Genomic DNA, 16,098 nt, shown 5'->3' on the forward strand with positions numbered 1-16,098 from the left:
AAAATCGACACAAATAATATTGTTTCTTTTATTAAGCATTAAGACAAGCCCGCCAAAATATGGTAAACTGGCGGAAGCAAGAAAGGAAGTGCGATAGTTAATGCCTGAACAAAAACAGACGCGCATGTCACGCTTGAAAGCGCGAGAGGCTACGGGTGGCAAGCGGGGACGTAAGGCGAGTTCACAGGGATCCCATGCACCTAAGGAACCGAACGATCCAAAGAAACCGCAAGCACCTAAGTCACCGCAAAAAAAACATCACGTTTCGTTATGGCTATTGGCTTTAATCGTGATTGCGCTCGGTGGAACAGTCGTTTACTTTGTCAAAGCAGCTAGCAACCAAGACTTAGTCGAAACCACGAGTTCCTCAAGTAGCAGCAAGGCGCGCAAAAAATCATCTTCGAAGAAATCATCTAGCTCATCGAAGAAAAAGAAGAAGCATTCAAGCTCAAGTAGTGAAAGTACTAGCGAAACGACGGCTGCAAGTACGGATGCCGACACTAGCACAGATGGGACAGAAACGACGGGTGCGTATAGCAGTTCAACTGCCACTAATACGACCGCTGGCAATACGACAGCTAGTTCGCATAGCACGACGGCCAGTCATCAAACGACCACCAGTAGTGCCACCTCTCACAGTACTTCAACAGCTAGCAGCTCATCTAAGAGTGAGACGTCATCAACGAGTACTGAGAAGAGCAGCAGTAGCAGTCACTCCGGCTCGACATACGATAATTTAGATGACGCGAAGGACTATGGTGAAAACTCGATCAGTGGGAACTATAAGGTCACGACGGATAGTAATGGCTCGTACCACGTGTCAAAAGCTGATTAATTTTAATTGCAATCATGATGTTTGAGCTGGGCTTTTGCGACCGTTTTCGGTATAATAGCCTTAAAATGATTGTAAGAAGTGAGTGATAAAATTGAATCACAATTATGTGGAAGTTAAGTATCCAGCCATTTTTCGTGATGAAGGCACCTACTGGGATGTCCGTTTTCCAGACGTTCCTGCCGCCCAGACCTTTGGGGCGAGTGTCCAAGTTGCTGCGGACAATGCGGCGAACGCGTTGGCTATTGCGCTCTTTGAACAATCACTCCCGCCGGCGTCGGATCCGCAGTACTGGCGGTTGGCTTCAACGGAATTTGTTGTTTGGATCACGATGGCGGATGTCCAGTTTGGTCCGGGCGCTGATACACCGGAACCAATGAACTAATGCGTATAAAAGGTAAACGGGTCGGCACCTAATTGGTGTTTCGGACCCGTTTTCTTATTTCATGAAAGAAGTTGAGAAACCTTGCCAAACCAGCCACTAATCTTTGATACGGCCATTGCGAAGGATAAGCCAGAAAATATCCGGCACCCGCACAATGCCTGTCCTTTTTGCGATCCGGGCCAGTTGACTGATATTATCGCGCAAGATGCAGATCGTATCTGGCTGTTGAATAAATTTCCGACCTTGCAAGCTACCTGGCAAACGATCGTGATCGAGGCGGCCCGCCATGATGGCGATATTGCTACTTACTCATCCGCACAAAACCGCGCTGTCTTCGCGTTTGCTCTGAAGCACTGGCAAGCCACAATTGCGAGTGGTCGGTTCAAATCGGTGTTGTGCTATAAAAGTTTTGGCCCACACTCGGGTGGAAGTTTACGGCATCCACACATGCAAATCGTTGGTTTAATGGCCGCCGATGGTTACGCTAACGTGACAGCAGCCAATTTGACTGGGTATTCAGTGTTGGCGGTCGATCAGGTCCAAGTGACTGTTTCTGATCGGCCTATCATGGGATTTGTCGAAATCAACGTTGCTGCTCCAGCTACCGCGATTGCACCGTTAGCCGATGCTGTGCAACAGGTCGTCCAGTATACGCTAAATACGTATTTTCATGGGCAGTGTGATAGTTATAACCTATTTTTCTATCCGCGGGATGACCAGATTGTTGCCAAAGTGGTCCCACTATTTAATGTCTCACCATACTATATCGGCTATCGGCTGGCACAAGCAGATACGCCAAAGCGAATGCGCGCCATCGCTGAGGAAATTCGGCAACAGTTTGAACGATCGAATCTGGCTCACTCAAACTAGCTAATAGGCCGAACAGCCCCAAACGACGGAAAAGGCCCCCAGGAATCCTTTCGATTCTCGGGGGCCTTCACTTTACCGTTCACGTGCATGATTAATGGTGACACAATTGCGATTAGTATCTGGTTGCGGGGTGGTCAAAAACAACCGGTCAAGTCGTGGAGGAACATCTCTCAGCAGTAATGTCAGTGATTAGTTATGGTTTTCAATGCTGGACGGCCCTTCGCCGGGCATAGCCGTAAAGACTCAGCAAGGCGATCAATGTCAGCAGGCCACAGCTACCGAAAGTAACGGCAAACCCCACCCGTTGAATTAACCAGCCAATCAGAGGAAAAGCGCTGATCATCGCTAAACTAAAGACCATGCTGGCAACGCTCAGTAGGGTGGCCCGTTGCCCGTTTGGAATCAGCTGATTGTAGTAGTTGGAAAACAGTGGCTCAATCAGTGCCATCAAACTATTGATGACTAAATAGATGAGGACCAGTAGACCGATGGCGTGACTAAATGCGCTAAGTAGGGCCATAATCATGCTTAGGCAGAGCCCGTAAAGTAACTGATGTTGGGTTTGATGTCGCTGTAGCCAAGGTGTCAGTTGGATCGCCACAATATTGAGGGCCATACTCGCAATGAGGATCGTCGTGATTAGTCTCCCACTAAAGTGCTGAGCAGTCATCACTGTTTGAAAGTAATAGTAATAAGTTGTTCCGAGTGCCGAAAAGAGCGCGTCAAAGATCATTAAAAGCCGTAAACGACGTTGGGTCACTAACAGATGCGCGGCAGCACGAAGGATCGTTCGTAACGACGGTTGTGTTGAATGAGTCTTGGTCAACTGGCGCTGGGGAACGTGCAGCCCACTGATTGCCAGAATGGCAATGAGAGCTGCCGCTAAATAGACCCAGTACGTCACTGAAAGATGCTGGGGCATTAACCAGCCAGCCAACACGACACCCAACGTATCGGCCACTTCGATTGTCGTGTTGAGAATCGTCGTGACGCGTGGATAATGTTGCGTGGCCTGAGTATTGACGAGACTGTCATATTGTGCCGCTTCAATCGTACCAGACTGGAGATTATACGCCCAGGCTTGTAGGATGAATGCTAGGAGCAACCAGCCGAGACTGTGAGCCGTCAACATGATGAGGGCGTGTCCGATAGCCATCAGGCGGCTAATGATCAGGACAGGCCGATAACCAAAGCGGTCGGCGATAACGCCGGAGGGAACTTCCGAGAGAAAACTAGTCAGATGAAAAACACTTTCGCATAGCCCTATCTCAACGAGTGATAGGCCTTGTTGCTGTAAAAAGATCACCCAGAGGGTGTTGATACCAAAAAAAGCACAGGCCGCATAACCATAACTGAGGGTTAGGTTACGACGGGTAAGTGGTGATAACATGTTGGACTCCTTTAGCGGCCACGAGCGGACAAAAAAAGACGACCCATTGTCGTCAGCTGCTCGTGACTGCGCAATGGCTAGTGGTCATTCAACTTGGAAAAAGCGCAGACTGCGCCCCTGACATAACCATAACTGCAAAAATTGTGCGCTTAAGGTTAATCCAAGCTAAAAATTTAGCCAACACGTCATTCACCACTTTCTAATAATCTCATTTTCTTATCATAACAATACCATATCAATTTCTGACTGACAACTGGTACCGATAAGTTTGAATGCCTGATATTAGTTGTGATTGTGGTATGATGTTAAGTAAATGAACAAAAGTGGAGGAATAATCATGCAAAATTTGATTCCAGGAGACATGTTGGAAGTTAATCAAAAACTTAAGTGGGAATTAGACGCGGGAATGACTGCGGATGAAAGTAGCGTGATTAATGAAGCTGTGCTGGCGGGAACTCAGTACTTCGTCGATGAGGCCTTAGAAGGTAGTTACTGGACAGTTAAGTGGGCTGCAGATGGTCAGACTATCGAACTCTATGGGACAACTGGCACCGTCGTTGGCCGCATTAAACCGCTGTCTGCCACGTTAGAAAATGATTTTCGACAGGATTCACAAGGCTTATTTATCCGGATTGAAAAAGAGGTCGCAGTGATTGTTCGTGATAACTAAGCCGAATTGAGTAATGAGGTGATTAGCATGTTTGATCAAGATGAAGAACGGTTTGCAACGCTAGGGTTAGCCGCCAAGCTACCGAGCGCGGTGATTGATGGCATTTGGGATATTATTGATCAAAATCTAAAGGGAGTCGTTCGCCTGCCACGGGTCCTGCAATTTGCCCTGATCGCACGTAATGGGCAAGTCACCGTGGCCTTTGATGCGCAGCACGATGCCATCATGGAATTCGATTTACCAGTCAATTACCAACGGGAGTTTCCCGAGACGGTGGCAGTCTTAGACGATGGTCAGTATCAGACCATGATGTTGATGGACGAACTCTCCGTCTGAACGCAGCGATTATTCAATGAGCTGAATACGAGGAAACTCGTCACTTCAGGTCGGCGAATAATCGCTTTTTGATTGGTGGTCTTTAACTGGGCAGATGCGCCTTAAATTTGTATAATTAAATAGATGGTGTGAGGTGTGGTTTTGCGATGTCAGGTTCCGGTTGCTAATCAAGGAGGCCGCGTTGTTCACGTAATTCTCACACCGGGATCAGAGAAAGGTGTGTGTCTAATGGCGAAAACAGCAGCGTGCATTGTCGATCAACAACGTTACCAAGTTGTGGACGGTATGCGATTAGAAGAATTGGAAACTAGTTTGCGGCAAATGATTTTAAAAGATTTTCCGCAGGCCCATAATAGCAGTTTCATTTGTAGTGAGCATCTCGTACATTATCGCTTAGCAAAGATGGATGCGATGATCGAGAACGATTATCAACAAAATGATAAGGTCAATGCGCAATTATCTAAGATTCTCGCTAACCACACGTATCGGGTCGTCGATGTTAATAGCGAGCTGGAAAGTTCATTGACATTTGGTCAACGGGTCGCGGATGGGGTCGCACGGTTCGGGGGGAGCTGGGCGTTTATCATTTCGTTTGTCGTGGTGATGCTCGTGTGGATGTTGCTCAACGTCTTACCAATTTTTAGCCATCATTTTGACCCTTATCCCTTTATTTTATTAAATTTATTTTTAAGCATGGTCGCAGCAATCCAGGCACCATTGATCATGATGAGTCAGAATCGGGCAGCTGAGTATGATCGGCTACAAGCGGCCAATGATTTTAAAGTGAACTCGATGTCTGAAGAGGAGATTCGGGTCCTGCACTCGAAAGTCGATCATTTAATTCAACAAGATGAACCAAACATGCTTGAAATCCAGAAAATGCAAACACAAATGTTAGGTGAGATTCAAGCACAAGTCAATGAATTACGACGATTGCAACCGCGGCGACGTCGCAATCAAAGTTAAGGTGGCTGAGTGAGTAGTTAACCAAAAAAACTGAGCGCCTGGAATTTTCACATTCCGACGCTCAGTTTTTTGGTTAACCGTGACCGCACAACGGCATTCAACGGCACTCGTCAAGATTGCCAACGGTCAGTGGCACTATTTATATTTACTTTCTAAAGCACTCATCCAGTACCCCAGCGCGATTCCCACAGCAAGAGCTATGGCGCTGAATAGGTAGGTACTGAGTGTGGCATGCGCATATGAGATACTCTCAGCCGCATATGGATTCGGAATCAATATCAGCATGGTACTAGCCAGAACAATACCTAATATGAAATGGTAGACTCGGGAATGAAACTTCACTAATAGGTGATCCATCAACTTCGAGAACAACGCCATCGCCAGGATGCCACCGATGGCGATCGGTAAGTAGACGCCTACGATATCTAGTCTTTTAAAGCCCGTCAGCATGGGTGTGAAAAGGCCTAAAATAAGTAGCAAGTTGGAAGGACTCAGTCCCGGCACTAAGACGCCCAAGGCAATCAGCGCTCCCGCAACGATGAAACCACCAAAGTTAGCGGGCAAGGTCCCAAACAGCTCACTCATAAAGTAAAGTAGGCCGGCACTAATAATGAAGGTCCCGAAGAACCAAACTCCGTCGAGCCAGTCACGTGGCGCCCGACTAGTTGCAGTTTTCATCAGGGCTGGTAAGGTCCCGATGATGGCCCCTGCGAACCCCCAGAGAACGATCACCTGAGCGTGTGCAAGTAAGTATTCCAGCGGGGCGGAAAGCAGGGCAATCCCGACGATGCCTCCTAATCCGACGGGGACAAAGTACCAGAAGTCCCGTTTAAAGTTACGACGGAAGTGGGCCATAAAGCCCAACAGTCGCTCGTAAATACCGAGAATGGCGGCGAGAACCCCACCTGAGACGCCCGGTAAAATAAAACCGAGGGCGATGACGACGCCCTTGAAGAATCGTTTCCAGAAAGTATCAGTTGTTTTAGTTGGCATAAGTAAACTCCTTTAGCTCTAATGACTGGTATTCCAGTAATAATCAAAGTAATTAAAGATACCAGAAAAAATCCTGCATGGCAATTAAAACCCGTTTTTTACGGTTTCCTTCGGTGGCAAAAGTTGCACGGCAGATTATTTTATCATAAAATGAATGGACGTGAAAAAATCTGTATTTTTATGAAAATTATTATCAAATTGGATTAAAGGAAAGTTGAGGTCATATGGAAAATCAGCAACTTGCCCGTAAACTAAAACGCCGTCACGTGCAGATGATTGCGCTTGGTGGCGCGATTGGAACCGGGCTCTTTTTAGGCTCCGGTTCAGCAATCAAACAGGCGGGGCCGTCGATCTTGTTGGCTTATGCCATTGGCGGTTTCTTCTGTTACTTGATGATGCGAGCACTGGGCGAGCTATTATTGTCGGATACGCGTTTACATTCGTTTCTAGAATTCATTAATCGATATTTAGGTAAACGTTTCGAGTTTGCCATTGGGTGGACCTATTGGCTCTGCTGGATCAGTTTAGCTATGGCTGACTTGACTGCGAGTGGTATCTACATTCGTTACTGGTTTCCGTGGATCCCGCAGTGGGTGACACCCTTAATAATTATTTTGATTTTATTAGTATTCAATATGCTCTCCGTCAGTGCGTTTGGCGAATTAGAATATTGGTTTTCAATGATTAAAGTGGTGGCTATCATTGCTTTGATCGTGACGGGGGCTATCTTGATTGGTTCATCGGCCCATGTCGGTGGGCAAACGGTCTCGGTGACAAATTTGGTCAGTCACGGGGGCTTCTTCCCAACAGGCGTCCAGGGCTTCTTGATGTCGTTTTCGCTCGTTATCTTTGCGTTTACGGGCATCGAAATGGTCGGAATTACAGCTGGGGAAGCCGAAAACCCAGAAAAAGAATTACCACGGGCCATCAATAGCTTACCCATTCGAATCTCATTCTTCTACGTGGGCGCTTTGTTCGTGATCATGGCAATTTATCCTTGGAATCAGATCACGACCAGTCAGTCACCCTTTGTGCAAGTTTTCAGCGACGTTGGGATCAAAGCCGCGGCCAGCATTATCAACTTCGTGGTTCTGACCGCGGCGCTCTCGGCTTGTAATAGTGCCATCTTCAGTACGAGTCGAACACTATTTACACTTGCGCACGGTGACAACGCGCCGAAATGGATGGGAAAGGTCAATCGTTACAACGTTCCCGCCCGCTCATTGTTATTCTCATCATTGATCTTACTGGTGATCGTGGCGTTGAATTACGTGATTCCAAGTACCGTCTTCACGTTGATCTCTAACGTGGCAACAACCAACTTCATCATTGTTTGGTGTGCCTTGTTGGTGTGCCATTACGTTTACAAACGAACCACTGACAGTACGCATAATCCGTTTAAGCTGCCCCTGTTCCCTGTTTCCAACATCGCGACCTTGGCCTTCTTTATCGCGGTGACGGTCGTCTTGTGCTTTGATCAAGTCAACCGTTGGGCAGTCATCGGTTCAGTCGTTTGGTTCGTCATTTTATTAGTCATCGAACGAAGTATGCATCGCACCGTTTAAAAACGATAATTGTAATCACCGGTCATCAGTCTTGGTAAACCCAATTAGTTTACCAGCTAATGGCCGGCGATTTTTGTAAGGTGCAATAATCACCCCTAATAGTGCATTCTATTCTATAATTAAGTCAAACATCATGGACGTTGCTGACGACCACGTATCAGCCGTGACATGATTATTGGGGAGGGGAACAGTATGAATTATCGCAACTTGCTCGTATTACCACTTGCCGTCTTGTTGGTCGGCTGTTCATCACCAACACACCAGGATTCCAAGTCAACTAGTCAGACGACCACGAGTGCCAAGGCAACGGTTAGCAGCACCCAAAAGAAGGCTAAGGCTACCAGTAGTACTAGTAGTCGGCCTCAAACCGCAGCCACGCGCTCGTCTAGAACAGCGCGTGAGCGGGCCGCCAGCGCCGCTAACAAGTCGGTCACCCAGCCCACGGCTACGACCCGGCTGGCAGCATTGAATCAACAATTGACTAAGACGTTGGGAAAGCAGGCGCTCGTTCCACAAGTCGATGGGTTAACTAGTGGCAGTTCGAAGTTGAACATGCGCTATTCAGGTGACGCAGCCAATTACACCATCAATTATAGTGTGGGACAACAGGCCCAGCCATTCAACGCGGCGGCCGTGGTGGATGAAACGGCTTATGCGACTGTCACTAAGACGACCTATGCGACAACTAATGCCGCGGCCCAGCAGGTGGGTTATCGTGATAATAAATCCACAGCAGGGCTGCCAACCGTCGATCTCGGTCATCAAATCACCGCGCATATCGACGCGGGTGCTGGTCAACGATATATCATGTGGAATGAGGGCCGCTGGTCGTTGACCGTGCATGCGAACATGATGCACGAAGATGCGGGCGTCGCGTTAGCTAAACAGGCCGTCGCTACTTTCGAGCAGGTCTACTTACCAGCACCACAGTCGGTCGGCGCCATCACTTTTGACGCGATTTCGTCAGGCTCTGGACCTTTAGACCAAGTTATCCAATGGCAAGCTGGTAAAGTGGTTTATCAAGTCAAGGCTCAAGAGATGGCAACGGCTATCAAAATGGCTGCCAGTATGCAATAATCAATAACTAGTTTCTACGCTCGTTAAATTAAGCAGTGAGCTGATAAACAAAAGTAGCAGCGTAATCAGCCAGAGATGGCTAGTACACTGCTACTTTTGTTGGTTAGGCGTTATTTTCATCTCATTCGACTGCCAGCTGGTGAATCGCGACTATTGATCAGTCGGAGATTGGCGCAGTTGTTGTTCGATGGGCTGCGTCGCTTTTAAGATAAGTGCTTGGTCACTCAGCGAGATGATACGGTGGTGGGTGATCACGGCAGAATCAGTTAATGCTTGGTAAACAGCCGCTGCAACCACCCAACAAGTATCTGTGTCGTAATCACGCGCATGCAGTAAATCATAACCGTCACTCATATCTAGGTAGACTTGAAAGCCGATACCTAGCCGCGCCTGTAATCGTTTCGCATAACGTTGATAAAGCGCGCGATTGGCCTCAGGGTCGGGGGTCGGCCCGATAATCCGTTCACCGAGTTGTAAGTTTGGCACTAAGCGCACTTGCATGTCGGTGCCTCCTTTGCGTTGAAAATTATAATCCTATTTTAGTCTAATCCATTCATGAAATAAAGGCACTAATCAACCGCAGTTAAGGTGATTAGTGCCTTTATACGCATTCAGTTAAGCTACTAGACGTAATAGTAGCCACCCGGCAACGCCAATTAACAGGGCGTAACCCAGACCTGGTAGTAGTGTTTTACGTAAGATGGCGCCTTCTTGACCACTCAGGCCAACGACTGAGCTGACAGCAACGATATTATGGACACAGACCATATTGCCGGCTGCCGCACCGACGAGCTGGGCTGCCAAGATAATCGTGGGCTTCAAACTCGCATTGGCCGCAATATCAGCTTGAATTTGCGCAAAAGTCAGTGTCGAGACCGTGGTACTACCAGTTACGAACGCCCCTAATTGGCCTAGGAATGGTGCCATGATGACCCAAACACCAGCTAGATAGGTCGCGATAAACTTGGCGATATACATTGGCATGCTAGGTAGGTTGGCCTGATTCAAGCCAGAATTAGTGAAGACTTGAACCATGATCAGGGTAACACCGAGGGCAATTGCGGTGTTGCCCATCGAACGGATGACCGAATGGGCAGTTGGTAGTAAGGGTTTTAATGAACGGGCTTGTACTAGTAACCCAATGATGGCCGCTACCGCCAAGATTGTCCCTGGCGAATAGAGGAGTTCCCAATCAGAGTTGATTTGACTATAACCTAGAATGTGGGACCACGATAAGTTAGCATAACGGGTCAAAACCTGCTTGATCGGTGTCACGACCCGACTAGCGAGTAATAGCACAACGACCAGCAGGTAAGGAAACCAAGCGGTCATCAGGTTCATCGGACTAGGCGCAGGCGTCTGGGCTGCCATCCCGTTCGTCCGCCATGGCGTCAACTGGCTCGACTTTGGTAACAACCAGTGCAATCGGATCGTGATGATGGCAATAACCAGCGTTCCCAGCGGTGCGATGATTGAAACAAATTCATAACCCACTAGCCAAGCACTGAGGAGTGCCAGTAGACTGTAAACGAAACCGATCACTAACGCCCAAGGTAAGACGGAAAGCCAGCTTTTCAAGCGGTGTGCCTTAGGGCCAAACCACATGATGAGAATTAAAATGAGCACCGCTGGCATTAGCGCACCAACGAATAAATCGAGTTGCGTGATGCGCAGGCCAATCAAGTTCAAGACGGATGCTTTTTCGGTCACATTACTCAGTCCCACGGTCAATGGTGTTCCAACGGCGCCGAACGCTGCGGGGGTCGAGTCAGCCACTAAGGCCAAGATAACGGCCGCCATGGGTGAAAAGCCGAGTGCAATTAGTAATGGTGCAGTGACCATCGCTGGGGTCCCGAAGCCCGAGACACCTTCAATCAAGCCCCCAAATAGGAAGGCTACCAAAACGGTTTGTAGCCGCATGTCAGCAGACAAACTTTGAAAGCCCTGGTTAATCCGGTCGATTGCACCAGTGGCACGCAAACAGTTGAGCATGAGTAAGGCGCCAAATAAGATCCATAAGATGGGGAGGGCTTTATGAATCGCCTGTAAAATTGAGGCGGTGAGGACCGTTGGACTAATCTGCCAGAAAAAGTAGCCGGTAATAATCACCACCAGAGCGCTAATGGTCATTCCGCGGGTCGCGGATAAATTCAGTCCCCCGAGAAGAATCAGTGGCAGGATGATTGCAGCACTTGCAATAAAAATCATGGTCGTAAAGCCTCCTTAGATGGTGCCTAGTCGTTTGACTGTGCTCGTTTGAAATAATACTGACCGTAGAGCGTGACCAGCGTAACAATCAGAGAAATCGCCGTTAAGGGCCAAACCATCCCGACTAGATAAGTGTTCTTCAAAGCGGTTGAAGCTGGATTGAAGAAATTGAGCAAGTTTAATTGTCGAAAACTGCTAACAATTACTAAGAGGCCGAAGAAACACAGTTGACAAAGCAGGCCCCCATAAGTGGAAAAGCGATATTTATGAATAATTGCGAGATCTGGATCATCAACCTCAGTGGCATAAACGCTAGTATTAATGGCTGGGTTTTCAAAACCGACGTACAATGAGATCAGGAGCAAACCGGCAACGTATAAAACGGGTTGGGCCGTGGCAACTAACAAATGGCCGACAATCAGGCCACCGCGTGCAATCGTGGTGGCACGATGTAAGTCATGCTGTCCCAATAATAAATATAGTGGCCGGCCGGTCTCAAAGCCCAACAAATAGATGGCGAAGACCAGGTACATCCCCATTTTGCCAAAGACAAAGACACCGAAGAAACTATTAAACAGTAGGACAAAACTCAGTAAAAAGCCCCGATCAACGATCCGTAGTTTGTTAGCCGGCATGGCTTGCCAATCAGCAGCTAGTTCTAGATTTAGTAGAACAATGGCCACGACGATAATTCCTAATACGGCCGGTAGTGCGATTTGTAGGCTCGCCTTACGAAGCAACGTCAGTAAACCAATCGCAGCAAAGAAGACGATAAAAACCACAACGCGCCACGGCTTGACGGGACGTACTTGGGCCATTTCATGTTGATCGTAAAATGCGAGCGAAAACTGACTCAGCAAACGGCCAGCAGGCAACGCAATGATAAATAGTAGCGCCAGTAGGATAAAGGCAAGCCGGTAACCCCAGTTCAGCGCAAAATCTAGCACAAAGAGAATGCCGAGAACTAAGAAAATCAACCAGTAAATTTTCTTTAACTTAAAATCCGTCTGCGCGGACAAGTGTAACTTGATCGTCAAGTAATAGGGCCAGATGTTGGCGGATGTATATCCTAAGAATAGGGCCCCAGCCAGCACGGCCACGATGTTAGCCGTCAAACTGAACAACAAGCTACCAAACGCACCCAGCCAGAGGCAAATGAGCAAATAACTACTAGCCTTGAGGTTTAGGTGCTTAGTCCCAAAGACGCTCGCCGCCCGGGCCACGTAGAAGACCACGATCGCAGCTAAGTAATTCGCGTTGTGGGTCTGCTGATACTTAAAGAGAATTAGAACGTAGGGTAGGACAATACCGACGTTAGCCAAGAAGTTAAGCGTCGCGACAGAGAAGTCCAACCCAGAGTTTCGTAGACGAGTCAAAGATAATCACAACCATTTCGTTAGTTTTTCTAGGCCTAGTATACCAATTAATTAGAGCTAATGCTGACAAAAGGATATGTCGGCCGTAACATCGTTAGAATATAAATAGCCTGATGAGTTGCAAATAATATAATTATGTAACACGTTACTTTAACTTAATATCTAAACACCACAAAACAATCCAAAAACCGTTATCAATTGAATAACCGTCAAGAACAGTTCATAATAGTAGTAACCTTTATGCTAAAAATTACTATACCAAACTAGATTTAAGTCTAAAATACACCACATATCTTCGAGTAGCACCATCGCTGTGTCGTTATGTATACTGCAATTCGGCAAAAAATTAATAATTCTTTATTATTTGCCTCTTGTCGACAGGGTAGTACTTGTATTAAATTAGATATGTTATGGTAGTGAACGTACTATATTTGTAGGCTTTTTCTTAACGTAGCCATGTTTTATTTTAGGAATAGCGAATTATGTATCATACTATTCTTGTCTTGCTAGTGTTTGACTTAATAAGGACAAGTTCATAAAAAATCCATAATTCTCGTTTATAATTGTTTAATAATATGTACCATGAATGGAGTAATGTTGATATGATTTATGCTCAGATTTTAGCTGGCGGTAAGGGTACTCGCATGGGGAACGTCCCGATGCCTAAACAGTTTTTGACCTTAGCAGGCAAGCCAATTTTAATTCATACCGTTGAAAAGTTTGTACTGGAAAGTCGCTTTGATGCGATTTTAGTTGTTTGCCCTGCCGACTGGTTGAGTCACACACAGGATCTAATCAAAAAATACATCTCAGACGAACGAGTTCACGTGGTTACCGGTGGCTCTGAACGTAACGAAACTTTGATGAAAGGTATCGACTATATCCAAGAAAATTATGGTAGCCACGATGATGACATCGTCGTGACTCACGATGCCGTACGGCCTTTTATCACGCAACGTATCATCAATGATAATATTGAAGCGGCTTTAGAGCACCCAGCAGTTGATACGGTGGTGCCAGCTATTGATACGATTGTGCAAGGAACAGAAGGCAAAATCGACGATATCCCAGTGCGTTCAACTATGTATCAGGGGCAAACACCACAAAGTTTTAATATCAAAACACTAGTTGAATCTTACAACGCCTTAACTGATGCCCAAAAGGAAACTTTGTCAGATTCTTGCAAGATTTGCTTGTTAGCAGGTCAAGAAGTGACCTTAGTGCGGGGCGAAAACTATAATTTCAAGATTACAACGCCTTACGATTTAAGAGTTGCTTCTGCTTTAGTAGAAACGAGGGACTAATATGTTAAATCAAGTTTATCGCTTAGTAGATCCTCGTCAGTTTGAAGTGCAAACTGTTGCTGAAGAGATCACCAATAATGATATTATTGTGCGGCCACGCTTTTTATCCGTTTGTCATGCGGATACTCGTTACTTTACGGGTCAACGACCACAAGCGACCTTACGGCAGAAATTACCAATGGCGCTCATTCACGAAGGCGTTGGTGAAGTCGTCAAGGATCCTCAAGATAAATTTAAGCCAGGAACATTAGTGGCAATGGTACCAAATACTCCGTTTGAAACAGATCCCATCATTAAAGAGAACTATTTACCATCTTCTAAGTTCCGTTCCAGTGGTTATGATGGCTTCATGCAGGAGTATGTGAGTCTGCATCGGGACCGTGCGATTGTCGTACCAGATAACTTTGATCATCAAATGTCTGCTTTTATTGAAATGGTCTCAGTTGGTGTTCACGCGCTCACACAATTAGAAGGCGTCATGGATGCTGATCGTAAAGTCATTGGCATTTGGGGCGATGGTAATTTAGGATTTATTACCGCAACCCTTGTCAAGCAAATTTTTCCAGACAGCCAACTCATGATTTTTGGGCGCCATCAGTCTAAGCTCGATTATTTCTCATTTGCTGACAAAACCTATTTAGTTGATGATATTCCGAATGATTTAAAGGTCAGCCAAGCACTAGAATGTACTGGTGGCCGGGGGAGCGAATCAGCAATTGCTCAAATCATCCAGCATATCCGACCGATGGGGACGGCCATTTTGATGGGCGTCTCAGAAGATCCAGTTGGCATTGACACGCGTTCCGTGCTTGCAGAAGGCTTAACACTACGTGGCGTAAGCCGAAGTGGCCGCGCTGATTTTCAACGAGCTGTTGATATTTTGACGGATAGCCCCGTTACACGGGAACGGTTGCAGAACTTAGTGTGCTTCACTCGCAAGGTCAGCACAATCCAGGACATCACTGATTTCTTTGAAGGGGCCTTAACCAACTATTGGGGCAAGGCGGTGATGGAGTGGGACGTTTAAAGACGTTAAAGCTAACGCTATTACGCGCTAGCTTTAATCTTTTATACCAGCTTTTTTACTTTCTAGGTGGTCCTAGGAAGCATCGGGTTACTTTTGCAACGATGCGAAGTAACCAGTTAACTGATAATTTGAAGGCGCTACACGCCCAGTTCGAAAAAGATGGCCAGATGGATATTCGCGTTTTTTGTTATCATTATGACCGGACTTTTAAAAGTAAACTCGGATTTTTAGTGGCGTCAATACGGGCTTTACACATTATTGCTCGTTCCGAAATGCTGATTATTGATGATTATTTTTTTCCACTGTATGCTATTAATAAACATGCTAATAATCAGGTCGTCCAATTGTGGCACGCAATTGGGTCTTTAAAACGTTTTGGTTTAAGTTTACCAACGGCTTCACAAAGTGTGCTTAAACCACATACGAATTATGATTGGGTCTTTATTAATTCTGAAATTGATAAACCTGCTTATGTGGATGCCTTTGACGTCGATCCTGATCACGTGATTGCCAGTGGCGAACCGATGATGGACGAATTAATGCGCCAGCACCCTGAAACACACTCGGGTAATAAACGCATGCTATATTCGCCCACTTACCGACCAGGTATGCATGGTGAGGCACAGGTTCTGGCCTATGTCCGTGAATTTGTGAATGCCAGTCAACAACTACAGGAGCCTTGGGATATTTATATTTCATTACATCCGTACCTTAAGTTACCAAATTGGCATTTACCATCGCATGTACATGTTTTTCAGGATGCGACTCGTGTTAAGCAAATTATGCCAACAATGGACTTGTTTATTACGGATTACTCGTCATTATCACTTAATTTCAGTTACTTTGAACGTCCAATTTTACTCTATACACCTGATTATCAAAATTATATTAAGACGTGTGGTTTTTATGTTGATTACTATCAATATTTGGGTGCACCACATTTTGATCGAGCTCCAGCAATCATGACGTTTATTAATCATGACCTGGAAAAGCTCGACCTTGATTATGTCCATGATTTGAAAGCAAAGACTTTTCCGCATCAAGATGGAAATAACGCACAACGAGTATTTCAGTTTTTGATGAAACAACTCTAAATATT

The 16,098-nt window shown here is 46.2% G+C and carries 16 protein-coding genes; 11 read left to right on the forward strand and 5 right to left on the reverse strand.

The window, feature by feature from the left end:
* Window positions 1-100 precede the first annotated feature (100 nt).
* The 3 genes from E5260_RS07755 to E5260_RS07765 all read left to right on the forward strand — a co-directional run bounded on the left by E5260_RS07755 (window position 101) and on the right by E5260_RS07765 (window position 2,087).
* Window positions 101-835 (forward strand): hypothetical protein, encoded by a 735-nt coding sequence (locus tag E5260_RS07755; RefSeq protein WP_003640526.1) that lies wholly within the window; start codon window positions 101-103, stop codon window positions 833-835.
* A gap of 91 nt (window positions 836-926) precedes the next feature.
* Window positions 927-1,217 carry an RNA-binding protein gene (locus tag E5260_RS07760; RefSeq protein ID WP_003644401.1) on the forward strand — a complete coding sequence of 97 codons (291 nt, stop codon included), beginning with the start codon at window positions 927-929 and terminating at the stop codon, window positions 1,215-1,217.
* A gap of 81 nt (window positions 1,218-1,298) precedes the next feature.
* Complete coding sequence (locus E5260_RS07765; protein WP_003640528.1) at window positions 1,299-2,087, forward strand: DUF4931 domain-containing protein; 789 nt, start codon at window positions 1,299-1,301, stop codon at window positions 2,085-2,087.
* Between the two features lie 202 nt (window positions 2,088-2,289).
* Here E5260_RS07765 and E5260_RS07770 read toward each other — a convergent pair whose 3' ends face one another.
* Entirely contained in the window at window positions 2,290-3,477 is a 1,188-nt protein-coding gene (locus E5260_RS07770) for an MFS transporter (RefSeq protein WP_003640529.1), read from the reverse strand.
* Window positions 3,478-3,814: 337 nt separating this feature from the next.
* Between E5260_RS07770 and E5260_RS07775 the strand changes: the two genes are divergently transcribed.
* The 3 genes from E5260_RS07775 to E5260_RS07785 all read left to right on the forward strand — a co-directional run bounded on the left by E5260_RS07775 (window position 3,815) and on the right by E5260_RS07785 (window position 5,449).
* Complete coding sequence (locus tag E5260_RS07775; protein ID WP_003644404.1) at window positions 3,815-4,147, forward strand: hypothetical protein; 333 nt, start codon at window positions 3,815-3,817, stop codon at window positions 4,145-4,147.
* A gap of 27 nt (window positions 4,148-4,174) precedes the next feature.
* On the forward strand, window positions 4,175-4,483 hold the full coding sequence (locus E5260_RS07780; protein WP_003640531.1) for a DUF960 domain-containing protein: 309 nt from the start codon (window positions 4,175-4,177) through the stop codon (window positions 4,481-4,483).
* 228 nt (window positions 4,484-4,711) lie between these two features.
* The gene (locus E5260_RS07785) at window positions 4,712-5,449 is read left to right on the forward strand and encodes a DUF1003 domain-containing protein (RefSeq protein WP_003640532.1); all 738 of its coding nucleotides are present in this window, start codon (window positions 4,712-4,714) and stop codon (window positions 5,447-5,449) included.
* A gap of 135 nt (window positions 5,450-5,584) precedes the next feature.
* Here E5260_RS07785 and E5260_RS07790 read toward each other — a convergent pair whose 3' ends face one another.
* Complete coding sequence (locus tag E5260_RS07790; RefSeq protein WP_003640533.1) at window positions 5,585-6,442, reverse strand: DUF368 domain-containing protein; 858 nt, start codon at window positions 6,440-6,442, stop codon at window positions 5,585-5,587.
* Window positions 6,443-6,666: 224 nt separating this feature from the next.
* Between E5260_RS07790 and E5260_RS07795 the strand changes: the two genes are divergently transcribed.
* On the forward strand, window positions 6,667-8,007 hold the full coding sequence (locus E5260_RS07795; RefSeq protein WP_003640535.1) for an amino acid permease: 1,341 nt from the start codon (window positions 6,667-6,669) through the stop codon (window positions 8,005-8,007).
* Window positions 8,008-8,199: 192 nt separating this feature from the next.
* Window positions 8,200-9,084, forward strand: a complete 885-nt coding sequence (locus tag E5260_RS07800; RefSeq protein WP_003644407.1) for a lipoprotein — start codon at window positions 8,200-8,202, stop codon at window positions 9,082-9,084.
* 150 nt (window positions 9,085-9,234) lie between these two features.
* Here E5260_RS07800 and E5260_RS07805 read toward each other — a convergent pair whose 3' ends face one another.
* The 3 genes from E5260_RS07805 to E5260_RS07815 form a co-directional block, all read right to left on the reverse strand.
* Window positions 9,235-9,585: a hypothetical protein gene (locus E5260_RS07805; protein WP_003640537.1), complete on the reverse strand. Its 351-nt coding sequence runs from the start codon at window positions 9,583-9,585 to the stop codon at window positions 9,235-9,237.
* A 114-nt stretch (window positions 9,586-9,699) separates the two neighbouring features.
* The gene (locus E5260_RS07810; protein ID WP_003640538.1) at window positions 9,700-11,292 is read right to left on the reverse strand and encodes an L-lactate permease; all 1,593 of its coding nucleotides are present in this window, start codon (window positions 11,290-11,292) and stop codon (window positions 9,700-9,702) included.
* A 26-nt stretch (window positions 11,293-11,318) separates the two neighbouring features.
* A complete protein-coding gene (locus E5260_RS07815; protein WP_003644409.1) occupies window positions 11,319-12,668 on the reverse strand; it encodes a hypothetical protein in 1,350 nt (449 codons plus the stop codon).
* Window positions 12,669-13,270: 602 nt separating this feature from the next.
* On the opposite strand from E5260_RS07815, the gene E5260_RS07820 reads away from it, so the two are divergent.
* The 3 genes from E5260_RS07820 to E5260_RS07830 are packed head-to-tail and all read left to right on the forward strand — an operon-like array spanning window position 13,271 to window position 16,093.
* Window positions 13,271-13,972, forward strand: a complete 702-nt coding sequence (locus tag E5260_RS07820; RefSeq protein ID WP_003644410.1) for an IspD/TarI family cytidylyltransferase — start codon at window positions 13,271-13,273, stop codon at window positions 13,970-13,972.
* Window position 13,973: 1 nt separating this feature from the next.
* Window positions 13,974-14,999 (forward strand): ribitol-5-phosphate dehydrogenase, encoded by a 1,026-nt coding sequence (locus E5260_RS07825; protein ID WP_003640541.1) that lies wholly within the window; start codon window positions 13,974-13,976, stop codon window positions 14,997-14,999.
* Window positions 14,987-16,093, forward strand: coding sequence for a CDP-glycerol glycerophosphotransferase family protein (locus E5260_RS07830; protein ID WP_003640542.1), 1,107 nt, complete (start codon window positions 14,987-14,989; stop codon window positions 16,091-16,093). Before E5260_RS07825 ends, E5260_RS07830 begins: the two co-directional genes overlap by 13 nt.
* Window positions 16,094-16,098 lie beyond the last annotated feature (5 nt).

It is taken from the genome of Lactiplantibacillus plantarum, from assembly GCF_014131735.1.
Classification (GTDB): Bacteria; Bacillota; Bacilli; order Lactobacillales; family Lactobacillaceae; genus Lactiplantibacillus; species Lactiplantibacillus plantarum.

Bases quoted from the DNA above. Each gene is read 5' to 3' on its own strand.
- E5260_RS07755 (WP_003640526.1), top strand. From the start codon at position 101: ATGCCTGAACAAAAACAGACGCGCATGTCACGCTTGAAAGCGCGAGAG.
- E5260_RS07770 (WP_003640529.1), bottom strand. From the start codon at position 3,477: ATGTTATCACCACTTACCCGTCGTAACCTAACCCTCAGTTATGGTTAT.
- E5260_RS07775 (WP_003644404.1), top strand. From the start codon at position 3,815: ATGCAAAATTTGATTCCAGGAGACATGTTGGAAGTTAATCAAAAACTT.
- E5260_RS07780 (WP_003640531.1), top strand. From the start codon at position 4,175: ATGTTTGATCAAGATGAAGAACGGTTTGCAACGCTAGGGTTAGCCGCC.
- E5260_RS07785 (WP_003640532.1), top strand. From the start codon at position 4,712: ATGGCGAAAACAGCAGCGTGCATTGTCGATCAACAACGTTACCAAGTT.
- E5260_RS07790 (WP_003640533.1), bottom strand. From the start codon at position 6,442: ATGCCAACTAAAACAACTGATACTTTCTGGAAACGATTCTTCAAGGGC.
- E5260_RS07795 (WP_003640535.1), top strand. From the start codon at position 6,667: ATGGAAAATCAGCAACTTGCCCGTAAACTAAAACGCCGTCACGTGCAG.
- E5260_RS07800 (WP_003644407.1), top strand. From the start codon at position 8,200: ATGAATTATCGCAACTTGCTCGTATTACCACTTGCCGTCTTGTTGGTC.
- E5260_RS07805 (WP_003640537.1), bottom strand. From the start codon at position 9,585: ATGCAAGTGCGCTTAGTGCCAAACTTACAACTCGGTGAACGGATTATC.
- E5260_RS07810 (WP_003640538.1), bottom strand. From the start codon at position 11,292: ATGATTTTTATTGCAAGTGCTGCAATCATCCTGCCACTGATTCTTCTC.
- E5260_RS07820 (WP_003644410.1), top strand. From the start codon at position 13,271: ATGATTTATGCTCAGATTTTAGCTGGCGGTAAGGGTACTCGCATGGGG.
- E5260_RS07825 (WP_003640541.1), top strand. From the start codon at position 13,974: ATGTTAAATCAAGTTTATCGCTTAGTAGATCCTCGTCAGTTTGAAGTG.